Below are 18079 nucleotides of genomic sequence, written 5' to 3'. Positions count from 1 at the left end.
CATCGAACAGATCCGTCGCATAGGTGATCCCGACCGCGTACCCGACGGAATCGGCTGTCTCGGAGGTCGTTTCGGCGAGGGAGAACTGCAGGTCGAACCGGGCGGTCGCGGCGTCGAAGTCGAGGCCCGAGACGGTCAGGCCCGGCAGCTCGAGGGCTCCCGTCGCCTGGTTCTGGAAGGACAACATGACCTGGAACAGCGGGTGCCGCGCCGTCGACCGGGCGGGATTGAGCACCTCCACCAGCCGCTCGAACGGCACGTCCGCGTGCGCGAACGCGTCGAGGTCGGTGCCGCGTACCTGCGCGAGCAGGTCCTCGAAGGACTCCCCACCCTCGACCCGGGTCCGCAGCACCAGGGTGTTGACGAACATGCCGACGAGGTCGTCGAGTTCCTGCTCGCCGCGACCGGCCACCGGGGTGCCGACGGCGATGTCGTCGGTCCCCGACAACCGCGCCAGCAGCACCGACAGCGCCGCGTGCACCACCATGAACGGGGTGGCGTTGCGCTCACGTGCGACCCGTCCGATCGCGGCATGGAGTTCCGGTCCGAGCGAGAACTCGTGCACCGCACCCGCGTTGGAAGCAGACGCCGGCCGGGGACGGTCGGACGGCAGGTCGAGCTGGTCGGGCAGTCCGGCGAGCGCGCCGCTCCAGTACGCTTCCTGACTCGCGACGACCGAGTCCGGGTCGTCCTCCGAGCCGAGGATCTCCCGCTGCCACAACGCGTAGTCGGCGTACTGCACCGGCAGGGGCTCCCACTCCGGTTCGCCGCCGGTGGCCCGTGCCGAGTACGCCACCACCACGTCACGGGTGAGCGGCCCCATGGAGAAGCCGTCGGCCGCGATGTGGTGCACGACGAGGACGAGAACATGCTCGGTTGCGGACACCTCGAACAACCGCGCCCGGAACGGCACCTGCGTCGACACGTCGAACCCGGCCGAAGCCATCGTCAGGACCTCGGCGATCAGTTCGTTCTCCGAGGCCGGAATCGGCGACAGATCCGGAATCACCCGCGAGGTCGGCAACACCTGCTGGTACGCCACGCCGTCGGCGTCCGGATACACCGTCCGCAGGGATTCGTGCCGGGCGAGCACATCGGCGACCGCCACCTGCAGGGCGTGCCGGTCCAGCAACCCGGACAACCGGATGGCCAGCGGGATGTTGTTCACCGCGGAGTCCGGTTCGAATCGGTTCAGGAACCACATGCGGCGCTGCGCCAACGAGAGCGGAACCCGCTCGGGCCGCGGGCGCGCCACCAACGGCACCCGGCTGCCGGCGGAGTCGGCCTGCTCGAGACGGGCCGCGAGCGAGGCGACCGCCGAAGCCTCGAACAGGGTCCGCACCGGAACCGCCGTGCCGAGCGCGGCGGCGAGCCGGGAGATCACCTGCGTGGCGACCAGCGAGTTGCCGCCCAGTTCGAAGAAGTCGTCGTCCAGACCGACCCGTTCCACGCCGAGGACGTCGGCGAAGACCCGCGCGACGATCTCCTCGACCGGGGTCGTCGGAGCCCGGAAGACCCGGGCTTCCTGCTCCGGTTCCGGCAGTGCACGCCGGTCGAGCTTGCCGCCGGGCGTCAGCGGGATCGAGTTCAGGACCACGACCGCGTGCGGCACCATGTAGCTCGTCAGGAACTGTGCCACGGAGTCCCTCACGGCGGCGCCGTCGAGTACGGTGCCAGGCTCGGGAACGACGTAGCCGACGAGCTGCTCACCCCGCTGCCCGTCCCGGCGCACCGTCGCAACCGCCTGGGCGACGCCGGCGCACCGCGCGAGAGCCGCTTCGACCTCACCGAGTTCGATCCGGAAACCGCGGATCTTCACCTGGTCGTCGGCCCGGCCGACGTACTCGACCACCCCGGTCGTCTCGTCCCCGGGGGAACCGGACCACCGCACCACGTCACCGGTCCGGTACATCCGGCTGCCGTCGGTGGCGTACGGATCGGCCACGAATCGCTCGGCGGTCAGCCCGGCCCGGCCCAGATACCCACGGGCCACCTGAATTCCCGCCAGGTACAGCTCGCCCGGAACACCCACGGGCACCGGCTGCAACCGGTCGTCGAGAACGAGTACCCGCATTCCGCGGACGGGGCCGCCCATCACCACCGGTTCGCCGGGTAGCAGGGCGTCACTGATGTTCGAGGCAACCGTCGACTCGGTGGGACCGTAGGCGTTGAAGAACGCGCGGCGCGATCCGTCGGGCAGGATCGTCGCCCAGCGTGCCACCAGGCCCGGGGAGCACGCCTCGCCGCCCGTGATCACCACGCGGACGCAGTCGAGGCCCTCGGGATCCACCGAGCCGAGGGCCGCGGGGGTCACGAAGGCATGGGTGACCGCCTCCCCGGCCAGCAGACCGGCGAGCTCGGCGCCGCCGTACACCGAGGTCGGCGCGACGACCATCGTCGCGCCCGCACCGAAAGCCAGCAGCAGTTCGAGCACCGAGGCGTCGAAGCTCGGCGACGCGAAGTGCAACGTGCGGGAGTCGGCGGTGACCGCGTACCGCTCCACCTGTTCGGCGCAGAAGTTCACCACTCCGCCATGCGCGACCACGACGCCCTTCGGCGTGCCCGTCGTGCCGGAGGTGTAGATGACGTACGCCGGGTGTGCGGGAAGCAGGGAGCGCACGCGTTCGGCGTCGGCCACCGGTCCCGCCGGCAGTCCCGCGCCGGCCTCGATCGCTTCCTCGAGCACGAGCCACGGAACGGAATCCGGTAGCGTAGCGAAGGTTCCGGCTGTGGCGATCCCGAGCACCGCGCCGGAATCGGAGAGCATGTAGGCGATCCGCTCGGTCGGGTACGTCGGGTCCACGGGGACGAACGCGGCACCGGCCTTGACCACCGCCCACAACGCCGTGACGGACTCGATCGACCGGGGCACGGCCACGGCCACGCGGTCTTCCGGTCCCACACCACGGGAGATCAGCATCCGGGCCAGACGCGACGACGTCGCGTCCAGATCCCCGTACGACACCGACCGGCCGTCGAACCGCAGGGCCACGGCCGCCGGGTCGCGACGCGCGGCGAGGGCGAGGATCTCGGCGAGGGTGCCGCCGGCCTCCGCGGCGGCACCGTGCACGGACGTCAGTGCCTGTCGCTCCGGTGCCGAAAGGAGGGCCATGTCGCCCACGGCCCGTGCCGGGTCGGTGGCGACGGTCTCGAGCACCCGCAGCAACCGGCGCACGAGGGTCGCGACGGTCGGCTCGTCGAACAGGTCGGTGGCGTAGAGCAGGTCGCAGGCGAGACCACCGGGTTCGCCGTTCTCGTCCACGGTGTCGGCGAAGATGAACGACAGATCGTACTGCGACTGTTCGCGGTTCGCGGTCACGGGACTGATCGCGAGCTCACCCAGTTCGAGGCTGGTCTGTTCGAGATTCTGGAAGGCGAGCATCACCTGGAACAGCGGGTGATGGGACTGCGACCGGACCGGATCGAGTACCTCCACGAGCCGTTCGAACGGGACGTCCGCGTGCCCGAAGGCGGCGAGGTCGGACTCGCGCACGCGCGCCAGCAACCGGGTGAAGGGCTCCCCCGGCTCGACCTCGGTGCGCAGCACGAGGGTGTTGACGAACATGCCGATCAGGTCGTCGAGTTCCTGCTCGCCGCGACCGGCGATCGGAGTGCCGATGGTGACGTCCGCCGAGCCCGACAGGCGGCTGAGGACCGCCGCCAGGGCGGCGTGTACCACCATGAACGGCGTCGTCCGGGTCTCGTGTGCCAGCCGGACGAGACCCCGGTGCACCGATTCGCCGACGGTGAAGGCATGCACCGCGGCACGGTTGCCGGCGACCGCCGGCCGCGGCCGATCCGTGGGCAGGTCCAGTCGCTCGGGTACGCCGTCGAGCCGACGTGTCCAGTACTCGATCTGCTGGGTGACGACCGACTGCGGGTCGTCCTCCGAGCCGAGGGCCTGTCGCTGCCAGATGGCGTAGTCGGCGTACTGGACGGTCAACGGCTCCCACGCGGGTGCCTCGTGCCGGGTCCGGGCGTCGTAGGCGACCATGACGTCCCGCGTGAGCGGACCCATCGAGAATCCGTCCGCGGCGATGTGGTGCACCACGAGCACCAGCACGTGCTCGGTGTCCGACACCCGCAGCAGACGTACGCGAACGGGCACCTCGGTGGTGACGTCGAATCCGGTCGAGACGATCTCCGCGACCGTCGGCACGATCTCGGACTCGCTCACCGCCGACGGCGTGAGCGCCGGGTTCACGTCAGAGGTGGGCAGCACCTGCTGGTAGCCGACGCCCTCCGTCTCGGGGTAGACGGTGCGCAGCACCTCGTGCCGGGTCACCACGTCCGCCACGGCCGCCCCGAGCGCGTCGACGTCGAGCGCCCCGGACAGTCTCAGGACGACCGTGATGTTGTTGACCGCCGAGCCGGGATCGAGGCGGTTGAGGAACCACATCCGCCGCTGCGCCAGCGACAACGGCACCCGTTCCGGCCGCACCTGCGGCACCAGCGGGGGCCGGTGGGAGTCGCCGGCGGCCATCGCCGCGTCGACGAGCGTGGCGAGCTGCGCGGCGGTCGGGGCGTCGAAGAACTCCCGTACGTCGATGCGGACCTTGTGGTCGGCGTTGATCCGCGCCACCACGCGCGTGGCGCTCAGTGAGTTGCCGCCCAGGGCGAAGAAGTCGTCGTCGACGCCGAGCCGCTCGACGCCGAGCACACTCTCGAACGCCGCGACGACCGTTTCCTCGGTGGGGGTGCTCGGTGCGCGGTATTCGGTTGCCAGAACGCTGAAGTCGGGCTCGGGCAGCGCTCCGCGGTCGAGCTTGCCCGACGCGTTGAGGGGAAACTCCGTCAGTTCCACGAACAGCGACGGCACCATGTAGTCCGGCAACCGCCGGCGCACGGCCGCAGCCAGCTCGGTGCGGTCGACCGGTTCACCGTCGGTGACGAGGTAACCGACGAGGTGATCGCCGAGCGTCTCGTCGGAGTGCACGACGACGACCGCCTGCCGGACCCCGGGGTGGTCGAGCAGGGCGGATTCGATCTCGCCGAGCTCGATGCGCAGGCCGCGCAGCTTGACCTGGAAGTCGGTGCGCCCGACGTACTCGATCAGACCGTCGGTGTTCCATTTGACCAGGTCACCGGTGCGGTACATGCGATCGCCCGGCGCACCGAACGGATCGGCGACGAAGCGGTCCGCCGTCAGGTCGGGCCGGCGCAGGTAGCCGCGTGCGAGCTGGATGCCCGCGAGGTACAGCTCTCCCTCGACCCCCTGCGGAACGGGCCGCAATCCCTCGTCGAGCACGTAGAGATCGGTGTCGGCCACGGCCGCACCGATGGGGACGACGGTGTCGTCGCCGTGGGTCTCGTAGTAGGTGACGTCGACCGCGGCCTCGGTCGGGCCGTACAGGTTGTGCAGCCCGGCCGTGGAGATCGCGTGGAACCGGGCGACGGTCTGCGCGGGCAGCGCCTCACCCGAGGCGAAGACGTACCGCAGCGAGGTGACGGCCGCGGCGGTCGGCTCGGCGAGGTAGACCGCGAGCATGGAGGGGACGAAGTGGGCGACGGTGACCCGGCGCTCGATCATGGTCTGCGCCAGGTAGGCGGGGTCGCGGTGACCGTCGGGCAGCGCGATCGACAGTCGCGCGCCCACCTGCAGCGGCCAGAAGAACTCCCACACCGACACGTCGAACGTGAAGGGCGTCTTCTGCAGCACGACGTCGTCGCCGCGCAGCCCGTACTCGGCCTGCCGCCAGGCGATGTTGGCGACGATGGCCCGGTGCTCGACGGCGACGCCCTTCGGACGGCCGGTGGAGCCCGAGGTGAAGATGACGTACGCGAGATCGTCCGCGGTCAGGGAGCCGAGCCGTTCGTCGTCGCGCACCGGGTCCGCGGACACGGCCGCGAGGTCGAGGGTGTCGACGAGGACCACGGGTACCGAGGCCGGCAGGTCCACGCGGTCCCGGGCGGTGGTGACCACCGCGACCGGTTCGGCGATGTCGAGGACGTAGGCGATGCGGTCCGCGGGGTGGTCCGGATCCAGCGGCACGTAGGCGCCGCCGGCCTTGACGACGGCGTACATGCCGACGAGCAGGTCGAAGGATCGCCGCATCGACAGGCCGACGCGGGTGTCCGGGCCCACGCCGAGCCCGATCAGGTGCCGCGCGAGCCGGTTGACGCGGGCGTCGAACTCCGCGTAGGTCAGGGTCTCGCCGTCGAATTCGAGGGCGACCGCGTCGGGGGTCGCCGCGACCTGCGCGTCGAACCGGCCCACGAGGGTGCCGAGGTCGGGTCCGGCGGGGGCCACGGCGGCGTCACCGAGGACGGCGGCGGCGTCGGCGAGGAGACCGTCGAGCACGGCGGGCAGCCCACCGTCGGCGAGGAGCCCGGGCGCGAGGTTGGACAGCACGACCGGGACCAGCGCCTCGATCCCGAGCACGCCTCCCATCGCGGCGTCGAGGGTGGCGATCTCCTGCTGGAGCCGGCTGTAGGTCAGCTGCGTGTCACCGTGGGCGAGGGCGACGCGGTCGGGCTCGCGGTCCACGACTCCGGCCAGCAACCGGGGCAGGTCTGCGATCGTCAGCGCCTGCTTGCCCGACGTGCCTTCAGCCATCTACTTCATCCTCCGATACCTCTGTGTGTCGCGCACTGTCGTGCGCGCTCCGTCCGACCCCGTGGCACCCGGTGCCCACGGGGTCGGACGACAGTCGATGTTCGATTATCCCGGTCGGACCGACAGCAAACGAAGCGCCCAGGTCAGAGCCCCCCACCGGTGATCTCGTCGGCCGCGGCGAGCACGGATCGGACCAGTTCGGCGAACCCGTCGGCACCCAGCGCGGGCAGGACGCCGGGGATGAGGGTGTTCAACACCACAGGCACGAGCGCCTCCGCGGTCAGCGCCCCGCCCGTCGCGGTGGCCGTCGCGGCCAGCTTCTGCGCGAACTCCCCGAAGGTGACGTCCCGGCCCTCGTGGCTGAGCGCCACCGCGTCGGGGGCGGCCTCGGCGGCGGCGGCGACCAGATCCGGCAGGTCCGCCACCGTCCGCGGCTTGCGCGGCGCGGCCAGCCGGGCCCGTTCGGCCTCGGTGAGGATGTCGATCGCCCGCAACCGGATCTGCGGATCCGACGTCACCGCCTCGAGGATGCGGGTGAACCGCTCGGCGAACAGCTCGACCGTCTCCCGGTCGAACAGCGCGGTCGCGTAGGTGAAGATCACCTCGAGGCCGCCGAGGCCGCCGCCGGGCGCGAACTGCTCGACGAAGGTGCACTGCAGGTCGAACTTCGCCTGGTGGGCGCCCACCTCGAGCGGGGTGACCGCCATTCCGGGCAGTTCCAACGTGCCGGTCTCGATGTTCTGGAACGTGAGCATCACCTGGAACAGCGGCGTGTACGAGCTCGACCGCCTGCGGCCGACGGCGTCGACGAGCCGCTCGAACGGCACGTCGGCGTTGCCGAACGCCGCGAGGTCCTTCTCCTTCGCCTGGGCGAGCAGATCGGCGAAGGTGTCCCCGCCGGCCACGCGGGTGCGCAGCACCAGCGTGTTGACGAACATGCCCACCAGGTCGTCGAGCACTTCCTCGGCGCGGCCGGCGGTCGGAGTTCCGACCGCGACGTCCTCGGCGGACGCCAGACGCGACAGGAGCACCGCGAGGGCGGCGTGCACGACCATGAACACCGTCGCGTTGTGCTCGCGGGCGGTCTTCTCGATGCGCTGCGCGAGCGCCTCCCCGATGGTGAACGTCACCGAGTCGCCCTCGGTGGACTGCCGCGCCGGCCGCGGCCGATCCGTCGGCAGCGCGAGCAGCTCGGGACTGCCGGTCAGCTCGTCGGTCCAGTACCCGAGCTGGCGGGACAGCTCGCTGTCGGGGTCGTCCGGGCTGCCGAGCACCCGCTGCTGCCACAGCGTGTAGTCGGCGTACTGGACCGGCAGCTCCGCCCAGCCGGGCATCTGCGCCTCGGCGCGGGCGGCGTAGGCGACCATCACGTCGCGCACGAGGGGCCGCATCGAGTAGCCGTCGGCGCTGATGTGGTGCGCCACCAGAGCGAGCACGTGCTCGTCGTCGGCGACGCGGAACAACCGTGCCCGCACCGGCGGGGTCGGTGCCGTCACGTCGAAGCCCGCACCGAGGACGTCGGTGAGCCGGTCGACGATCTCGTTCTCCGACACCGGCACCGGGGCCAGGTCCGGCAGCGCCTGCGCCGTCGGGAGCACCACCTGGACCGGGCCGTCCTCCGTGTCCGGGTACACCGTGCGCAGCACCTCGTGCCGGGCGATCACGTCGGCGACCGCCGAGCGCAGGGCCTCGGTGTCGAGGGAGCCGCGCAGCCGCACCGCGACGGGGATGTTGTAGACCCCGGACCCGGGATCCACCTGGTTGAGGGTCCACATCCGTTGCTGCGCGAGCGACAGCGGAATCCGGTCGGGCCTCGGCTGCGGTACCAGCGGTGGCCGGGCACCGCGGCCGACGGACGGCTGGATCCGGCCGGCCAGCGCCGCGACGGTCGACGCCTCGAACACGGTCCGCACCGACACCCGGGTGTCGAGCGCGACACCGAGCCGGGAGGCCAGCTGCGTCGCGAGCAGGGAGTTGCCGCCGAGTTCGAAGAAGTCGTCGTCGAGGCCGGCGCGTTCGATGCCGAGAACCTCGGCGAGGATCCGGGCGACGATCTCCTCCACCGGGGTGGTGGGGGCCCGGAACTGCCCGGTCTCGAACTCCGGCTCGGGCAGCGCCCGGCGGTCGAGCTTGCCGTTGGTGTTCAGCGGGAGCGCCTCGAGGACGACGAACGCCGACGGCACCATGTACGACGGAAGGGCCTGCGCCAGTGCCGTCTTCGTCTCGGCCGCATCGAATCCGGCAGCGTCCGCTCCGGCAGCGTCGGCTCCGACGGCCGGGACCACGTAGGCCACCAGCCGGTCGCCGACGTGCGGGTCGGTGCGCACGAGGACGGCGACGTCGCGCACCCCGTCGCGGGCGCGCAGCACCGATTCGATCTCCCCGAGTTCGATGCGGTAGCCGCGCACCTTGACCTGGAAGTCGGCGCGGTCGCGGTAGACCAGCTCGCCGTCACGGTTCCAGTGCACGATGTCGCCGGTGCGGTACATCCGGCCGCCGCCGAACGGGTCGGCGACGAACCGGTCGGCGGTCAGGTCGGGACGACCGTGGTAGCCGCGCGCCAGCTGCGCGCCGGCCAGGTACAGCTCGCCGGCCACCCCGATCGGCACCGGGCGCAGGCGCGCGTCGAGCACGTACACGCGGCTGTTCCACTCGGGCACACCGATCGGCACGACCGTGGTGTCGGCGTCGCTCGTCTCGTGCACGGTGACGGACACCGCGGCCTCGGTCGGCCCGTACAGGTTGAACAGGGCCGCCGCGTTGTCCGCCCGGAACTGCCGCGCGGTGGCCGCCGGCAGCGCCTCGCCGATGGCGAGCACGCGCCGCAGCGACGACGCGACCTCCCCACCCGCGGCGGTCGTGAGCATCGACAGCATCGACGGCACCGCGTGCAGGGTGGTGACGCGCTCGTCGCGCAGCAACCGCAGCAGGTAGTCGGGATCGCGGTGCCCGTCGGCGGGCGCGATCACCAGACGCGAGCCGGAGGGGAGCGCCGACCAGAACTCCCACACGGACAGGTCGAACGTGGCGACGGTCTTGAGCAGCACCGCGTCGTCCGGTCCGAGATCGAACGCGTCCCGCTTCCAGACCATCTGGTTGACCACGGCGGCGTGCGGAACCGCCACACCCTTGGGCCGGCCGGTCGATCCGGACGTGAAGATCACGTACGCGGTGTTCGCCGCACGCAGCGGCGCGCGACGTTCGGCCGCGGTCACCGGCGCGTCCGGCAGACCGGAGAGGTCCACGCGGTCGAGTTCGACGACCGGCACGCCGGGCACGTCGATCCGATCCGCCGCGACCGTGACCACGCACGTGGGCGCCGCGGTGTCGAGGATGTAGGCGTTGCGCTCGGCCGGCTGGTCCGGGTCGAGGGGCACGTACGCACCGCCGGCCTTGGCGATCGCGTACATGCCGACGACGAGTTCCGGCGAACGCCGCACGATCAGCGCGACCCGGTCCTCCGGCCCCACGCCCTGGGCGATCAGGTGCCGGGCGAGACGGTTGACGCGGGCGTCGAACTCGCCGTACGTGACGGCGGCACCCTCGTACACCAGTGCGACCGCGCCGGGGTCCCGGCGTACCTGCTCGTCGAACAGGTCGACGAGCGTTGCGGCCGCGCCGGTCTCGTGGGCGGTGTCGTTCCACGCCGCCAGGACGTCGTGCTCTTCGCGCGCGAGGAGCACGGGGTGCTCGCCCACCGGCACGTCCGGCGCCTGCACCAGTGCACGGAGCAACTGCCGGAAACGCTCGGCCACAGCACGCGCGGTGCACTCGTCGAACAGGTCGGTGGCGAAGGTCAGGATCGCGTCCATCCCGGCCGGGGCGCCCTGCTCGTCGTACCGGTCGCTGACGATCAGGTGCAGGTCGAACTGCGACGTGCCGCCCTCGAGGTCGATCGGGGCGACGGTCAGGCCCGCCAGTTCCAGTTCGGTGCGCTGCTGGTTCTGGAACGAGAAGCCCACCTGGAACAGCGGGTGCCGCGCGGTGGAGCGGGCCGGGTTGAGCACCTCCACGAGCCGCTCGAAGGGCACGTCCGCGTGTGCGAACGCCTGCAGGTCGGTTTCCCGTGCCGCCCCGAGCAGTTCGTCGAACGACCGGTTTCCGTCGACGGAGAGGCGGAAGACCAGCGTGTTGACGAACATGCCGATCAGGTTCTCGACGGCGGCCTCGCCGCGGCCCGCGATGGGCGTGCCCACCGCGATGTCGTCGGATCCGGACAGGCGCGCGAGCAGTGCCGCGAACGCGGCATGCATCGCCATGAACACGGTCGCGTTGCGGGCGCGCGCGAGGTCGCGCAACGCGGCGTGCACGTCCGCGTCCACGACGAACTCGACCCGGTCGCCGCGGAACGACTGCTGCACGGGCCGCGGCCGGTCCGTGGGCAGGTCCAGCTGATCCGGCAGATCGGCCAGCGCGGTCCGCCAGTGGTCGAGCTGGCGGGCGGCGAGCGACTCGGGATCGTCCTCGGATCCGAGCAGCTCCCGCTGCCACAGCGCGTAGTCCGCGTACTGCAGCTCGAGCGGTGCCCACGCCGGCTCGGTGCCGGCGGAACGGGCGGCGTACGCGGTCATCACGTCGCGCACCATCGGCACCATCGACGAGCCGTCCGCGGCGATGTGATGCACCACGGTGACCAGGACGTACTCGGTGGGTGCGAGACGCAGCAGCGCGATCCGCAGCGGGATCTCGCGGGTGACGTCGAAGCCGGTCGAGGCGAGTTCGCGCAGGCGCGGTTCCAGCTCGGCCGCCGGGACGTCGATCGGGTCGAGGTCGACCGGGACCGCGGTGGCGGGCCGGATATCCTGTACCGGACCGGAATTCGTCTCCGGGTACACGGTCCGCAGGGTCTCGTGGCGGGCCACCAGGTCGGCGACGGCGGCGCGCAGCGCGTCGACGTCGAGGTCGCCGGTCAGGCGCAGGGCCATCGGGATGTTGTACGCCGTCGACTCGGGGTCGAAGCGGTTGAGGAACCACATGCGCTGCTGCGCCGGCGACAGTGGGATGCGTTCGGGACGCGTGCGCGCGGTCAGCGGCACCCGGGCGCCGCCGGTGGCGTCCTGCTCGACCCGCGCCGCGAGCGCGGCGACGGTCGAGGCCTCGAACAGCGTCCGCACCGGGACCTGCGTGTCGAGCGCCGCCCCGAGCCGTGACACGACCTGCGTCGCGATCAGCGAGTTGCCGCCGAGCTCGAAGAAGTCGTCGTCCGCGCCCACCCGCTCGACGCCGAGCACCTCGGCGAACGTGCCCGCGACGATCTCCTCGACCGGCGTCGACGGCGCCCGGAAGACCCGGGTCTCGAACACCGGTTCCGGCAGCGCCCGGCGGTCGAGCTTGCCGTTGACGGTCAACGGGATCGCGTCGATCACCACGAACGCCGACGGCACCATGTACTCCGGCACCAGCGCACCCGCCCCGGCGCGCAGTTCCTCGACGTCGACGGTCGCGCCGTCGGCGGGCACCACGTACGCGACGATGCGCGCCGCGCCGGGGGCGTCCTCGCGCACGATCACCGCGGCCTGCCCGACCGTCGGCTGGGCCAGCACGGCCGACTCGACCTCGCCGAGCTCGATCCGGAAGCCGCGGATCTTGACCTGGTCGTCCGCGCGGCCGAGGTACTCGAGGTCCCCCGAGACCGCCCAGCGCGCGACATCGCCGGTGCGATACAGCAATCCACCGTCGGCGGAGAACGGGTCGGCCACGAACCGGGCCGCGGACAGGTCCGGGCGGCCCAGGTAGCCGCGGGCCAGCTGGCCGCCGCCGACGTACATCTCACCGGCCACGCCCACCGGAACCGGGTTGAGGCGGGTGTCGAGGACGTAGACCCGCAGGCCCGCGATCGGCACGCCCACGATGCTCGCGGAACCGGCCTCGGCCAGCTCCGCACCGATCTCCCGGTACGACACGTGCACCGTGGTCTCGGTGATGCCGTACATGTTCACCAGCCGCGGGGAGGTGTCCCCGTGCCGGGTGAACCAGCCCGCCAGCCGGCGCGGCTCGAGGGCCTCACCGCCGAAGATCACGTACCGCAGAGCGAGGTCGCCCTCCGTGCCACCGGCCGTGCGGTCGGCCTCGGCGAGCTGGTAGAACGCCGACGGTGTCTGATTGAGCACCGTCACCCGTTCGCGCACGAGCAACTCGCGGAACGCCTCGGGCGAGCGCGAGGTGAACCAGTCCACGACCACCAGGGTGCCGCCGTACAGCAGGGGGCCCCACAGTTCCCACACCGAGAAGTCGAACGCGTACGAGTGGAACATCGTCCACACATCCGACGGGCCGAACCCGTAGACCGACTCGGTGTTCACCATGAGCCGCACCACGTTCCGGTGCGGGATCAGCACGCCCTTCGGCCGGCCCGTGGACCCCGAAGTGTAGATGACGTACGCGAGGTTCGCGGCGCCCAGCGGCGCGGTGCGCTCCTCGTCGCGGATCGGCGCGTCGTCCGTCCCCGAGAGGTCGACGGTGTCGAGCTCGACCACCGGCACCGCGGTGGGCACCTCGATCCCGGTGCCGGAGGCGGTGAGCACCGCGGCCGGTGCGGCGTCGGTGAGCATGAACTCGATCCGGTCGGCCGGGTAGTTCGGGTCCACCGGCAGATACCCGCCGCCGGCCTCGAGCACCGCGACGAGGGCGACCACCAGATCCGGCGACCGCGGCAGCGCGACCGCCACGAGCGACTCGGGGCCCACGCCCACCGAGATCAGATGCCGGGCCAGTCGCCGCGCCCGGGACGCGAACTCCGCGTAGGTCAGTGCCTCGTCGCCGAACCGCACCGCGGTGTCGCCGGGTGCGGCGGCGACCCGCGCCTCGAACATGTCCACCAGCGTCACGTCCGCCGGGGCGACGTCGTCACCGAGCGAGTTCCACCGGGAGACCACGAGTTCACGTTCGAACTCGTCGACGATCTCGATGTCGCCGACCGCCACCGACGGATCCGCCGCCACGGCCCGCAGGATCCGCAGCAGCTGCTCGGCGAAGGCGGCGACGCGCAGCTCGTCGAACAGGTCGGTGGCGTAGGTGACGGCGGCGGCGATGCCGGCCGCCGAACCGTCCTCGGCCACCTGCTCCGAGAAGGTGAACTGCAGGTCGAATTTCGCCGTGGGCGGGTCGTAGTCGAGAGCCTCGAGCGCGAGACCGTCGAGTTCGAACTCGGCCTGTCCGATGTTCTGGAAGGTCAACACCACCTGGAACAGCGGGTGCCGGGCCTGGGAGCGCTCCGGGTCGAGGATCTCCACCAGCCGTTCGAACGGCACGTCCGCGTGGGCGAACGCGTCGAGGTCGCTCTCGCGCACCGCGCTGAGCAGTTCCGCGAAGGACTGCCCGCCCTGCACGTCCGTGCGCAGGACGAGGGTGTTGACGAACATGCCGACCAGGTCGTCGAGGGCGGCCTCGCCGCGGCCGGCGACCGGGGTGCCGATCGCGATGTCCTCGGTGGCGGACAACCGGGCCAGCAGCACCGCGAGCGCCGCGTGCACGACCATGAACAGCGACGTGTTCTTCTCGTGCGCAAGGTTCTGCAGACGGTCGTGGAGCGCCTCGTCGACGTGGAAGCGGCTGGTGCGGCCGTGTCCGGAGGCCCGCTCGGGACGGGCCCGATCGGACGGCAGGTCCAGCTGGTCGGGCAGCCCGGCGAGCGTGCGCTTCCAGAATTGCACCTGTTCGGCGGCCACGGATCCCGGCTCGTCCTCGGAGCCGAGCACGTCGCGCTGCCACAGGGCGTAGTCCGCGTACTGGATCTCGAGCGGTGCCCAGCCGGGCAGCTCGCCGCGGGTGCGGGCCGCGTAGGCGACCATCACGTCGCGGGCGAGCGGACGCAGGGAGAACCCGTCCGTGGCGATGTGATGGGCGACGAACAGCAGCACGTGCTCGGTTCGGCTCAGCTCGAAGACCACCGCACGGAAGGGCACCTCGGTGGTGACGTCGAACCCGCGCGTGACGAGTTCGCGGGCACGGTCCGGCAGGGCCTGCGCGTCGATCTGCTCGACCTCGAGCCGCACCGGGGATTCCGGCAGGATCTGCTGGTAGCCGGTGCCGTCCACGTCGGGGTAGACGGTGCGCAGCACCTCGTGGCGCTCGGTCAGGTCCCGGATCGCCCCGCGCAGGGCGGGCACGTCGAGGGCGCCGGTGAAACGCACGCCGATCGGGACGTTGTTCACCGCCGACCCGGGGTCGAATCGGTTGAGGAACCACATGCGCTGCTGCGCCGGCGACAGTGGGATGCGCTCGGGCCGCTCGTACGGGGCCAGCGGGGTGCGGCGACCCGCGCCGGCCTCCTGCTCGGCCCGCACCGCGAGAGCCTCGACGGTCGGGGCGTCGAACAGTGCCCGCACCGGGATCGACGCGTCGAGCGCGTCGCTGAGGCGGGCCGCGACCTGCGTCGCGACGAGGGAGTTGCCGCCGAGATCGAAGAAGTCGTCGTCGCGGCCGACCCGCGGCACACCCAGTACCTGGGCGAAGACGCCCGCGACGATCTCCTCGACCGGGGTCCGCGGCGCGGTGAAGGTGCGTGCTTCGAAGGTCGGGGCCGGCAGCGCGCGCCGGTCGATCTTGCCGCTGGCGTTCAGCGGGAACGCCTCCAGGGCGACGAAGGCCGACGGCACCATGTAGGACGGCAGCGTGGTGGCCAGCGCGTCCTTCGCCCGGGCGGGGTCGAACGCGACGCCCGGCTCGAGAACGACGTAGCCGACCAGTTGCGATCCGAAGCGCGGGTCCTCGCGCACCACGGCGACGGCCTGGCGCACCTCGTCGAGGGCGGTCAGCTGCGACTCGACCTCGCCGAGTTCGATACGCAGGCCGCGCAACTTGACCTGCAGGTCCGTGCGGCCCAGGTAGTCGAGCTCGCCCGCGGCGGTCCACCGCACCAGGTCGCCGGTGCGGTACATCCGCTCGCCGCTGGACCAGGGGTCGGCGACGAATCGCTCGGCCGTCAGATCCGGGCGGCCGTGATAGCCCCGCGCCAGCTGGGGACCGGTGAGGTAGAGCTCGCCGGCGACGCCGAGCGGCACGGGGTGCAGCCGTTCGTCGAGCACGAGCGCGCCGGTGTTCCAGACCGGGGTACCGATCGGGACCGTTGCGGTGTCGCCGGGTCCGGCCGTCCGGTGGACGGTCTGGATCGTCGTCTCGGTCGGGCCGTACAGGTTGTGGACGGGTGCATCGCTCAGTGCGTGCAGCCGGGCGACGGTGTCGGCCGGGAGGCTCTCGCCGCCGCAGAAGACCTGGGTCAGGGACGCGGCGGTCGCCCGGTCGAGGTGTTCGAGCACGGCGTCGAGGACGGCGGGCACGAACTGGGCCAGGGTGACGGCGTGCCGGGCGATCGCTGCCGCCATCGCGGCGGGGTCGCGGTGCAGGTCGGGTGCGCCGACCACGATCCGGGCGCCCACGAGCGGCGGCAGGAAGATCTCCCAGACCGAGGCGTCGAAGGTGGCGGGGGTCTTGAGCAGCAGGACGTCGCCGGCGCCCGGGCCGAACTGGTCCTGCATCCACAGCAGCTGGTTGACCACGGCGGCGTGCGGCACGGCCACACCCTTCGGCCGGCCGGTGGAACCGGACGTGTAGAGCACGTACGCAAGATGATCCGGGCGCAGCGGTGCGAGCCGGTCGGCGTCGGTCAGGGGCGCGTCGCCGTACGGTGCGGTGTCGGCCTCGTCGAGCGCCACGATCGGCACCGTGCCCGCGCCCGGCAGACGGTCAGATCCGGTGCGGGTGAGAACCATTACGGGCGAAGCGGATTCGAGGACGTACGCGATCCGGTCGGCCGGCTGGTCCGGGTCGAGCGGGACGTAGGCGGCCCCCGCGGCCAGGACGGCGTGGATCGCCACGAGCATCTCCGTGGAGCGGCTCGCGGCCACCGCGACGACGGTGTCCGGTCCCGCGCCGTGCGCGACGAGATACCGCGCCAGGGCGTTGACACGGGAGCCGAACTCGCGGTACGTCCACGTCGACTCGGCCGACTCCACAGCCACGGCGTCGGGCGTGCAGGCCGCCTGCCGGGCGAGGAGATCGACCAGGGTGGCGTCGGAATCGAGCGCTCGACGGGGGCCGTGCGAAAGCTGCTCGACCGCACCGAGTTCCGCCCCCGGCAGCATCGGCAGGTCGCCGACCGGCACGTCGGGTCGTTCGGTCACCAGCCGCAGCAGCCGGACGAACCGGTCGCCCACGGCGGCGATCGTCGAGGCGTCGAACAGGTCGGTGGCGTAGGAGATCTCGACGGCGAGGGCACCCGCGTCGGTGCCGGCCGCCTGACCCTCGAGGATCGTGACCATGAGGTCGAACTTCGCCACGCCGCCGTCGAGCGGCAGTTGCGCCACCGACAGTCCCGGTAGTTCCAGGGCCACGTCGCCGATGTTCTGGAACGCCAGCATGACCTGGAACAACGGGGTCCGGGCCTGGGTGCGTTCCGGCGCGAGCACGTCCACCAGGCGCTCGAACGGCACCTCGGCGTGCGCGAAGGCCCCGAGGTCGACTTCGCGCACCCGGGCGAGCAGTTCGGCGAAGGTGTCGGCAGTGTCCACCTCGGTGCGCAGCACCAGGGTGTTGACGAACATGCCGATCAGGTTGTCGAGCGAGCGTTCCCCCCGGCCGGCCACCGGGGTGCCGACGGCGATGTCCCGGGAGGTGCCGAGACGGGCCAGCAGCAGCGCCAGGGCGGCGTGAACCACCATGAACACCGTCGCGCGCTGTTCGCCGGCGAGCCGGCCGAGCGCAGCGTGCAGCGACTCGTCGAGTGTGAGCCTGTGTGTCGCACCACGATTCGTCGCCACCGCGGGCCGTGGACGGTCGGTCGGCAGGTCGAGGCCGTCCGGCAGGCCGTCGAGCGTCTGCTTCCAGTATTCGAGCTGACGGGTGACGAGCGAGTCCGGATCGTCCTCGGAGCCGAGCACGTCGCGCTGCCACAGGGTGTAGTCGGCGTACTGGATCTCGAGCGGCTCCCAGGCGGGTTCGTTGCCGAGCGACCGGGCCGCGTAGGCGACCATGATGTCGCGGGTGAGGGGACCCATCGAGAAGCCGTCGCCGGCGATGTGGTGCATGACCGCGACGAGCACGTGCTCCTCGGGGCTCAGGCACAGCAACCGCACGACGATCGGGACGTCGGTGGACACGTCGAAGTGCGTGGCCGCCAGCGTCCGCAGTTCGTCGGGCAGCTGCGCCGGGTCGATGCGCACGGCCTCGAGCGGGACGCGGGCCTCGGAGGGCGCGAGCACCTTCTGGTAGCCGTACCCGTCGAGGTCGGGGTAGACGGTGCGCAGGGATTCGTGGCGGGCGAGGACGTCGCACACCGCTTCCTCGAGCGCCGGGACGTCGAGCCGGCCGGACATGCGGACGGCCACGGGAATGTTGTTCGCCGTCGAATCGGGATCGAACCGGTTGAGGAACCACATGCGCTGCTGGGCGAGCGACAGCGGCACCCGCTCGGGCCGGGGTTGCGGAACCAGCGGGGCACGTCGCGCCGGACCGTCGTGACCGTCGATCCGGGCGGCCAACGCCTCGACGGTCGAATTCTCGAACAGCACCCGCAGCGGCACCGAC

At 71.7% G+C, this 18079-nt stretch carries 1 protein-coding gene and 1 pseudogene; both read right to left on the bottom strand.

The window, feature by feature from the left end; all coding sequences use genetic code 11:
- On the bottom strand, window positions 1-6556 hold a 6556-nt coding region (locus tag OEY_RS0127295; protein WP_010596901.1), incomplete at its 3' end, for a non-ribosomal peptide synthetase.
- A gap of 143 nt (window positions 6557-6699) precedes the next feature.
- Window positions 6700-18075: pseudogene (locus OEY_RS0127290) on the bottom strand (amino acid adenylation domain-containing protein); the annotation flags it as partial.
- Window positions 18076-18079: the final 4 nt, after the last annotated feature.

The sequence above is a fragment of the Rhodococcus sp. P14 genome (assembly GCF_000256505.1).
Taxonomy (GTDB): domain Bacteria; phylum Actinomycetota; class Actinomycetes; order Mycobacteriales; family Mycobacteriaceae; genus Rhodococcus; species Rhodococcus ruber.
This window is presented reverse-complemented; position numbering and strand designations above follow the sequence as displayed.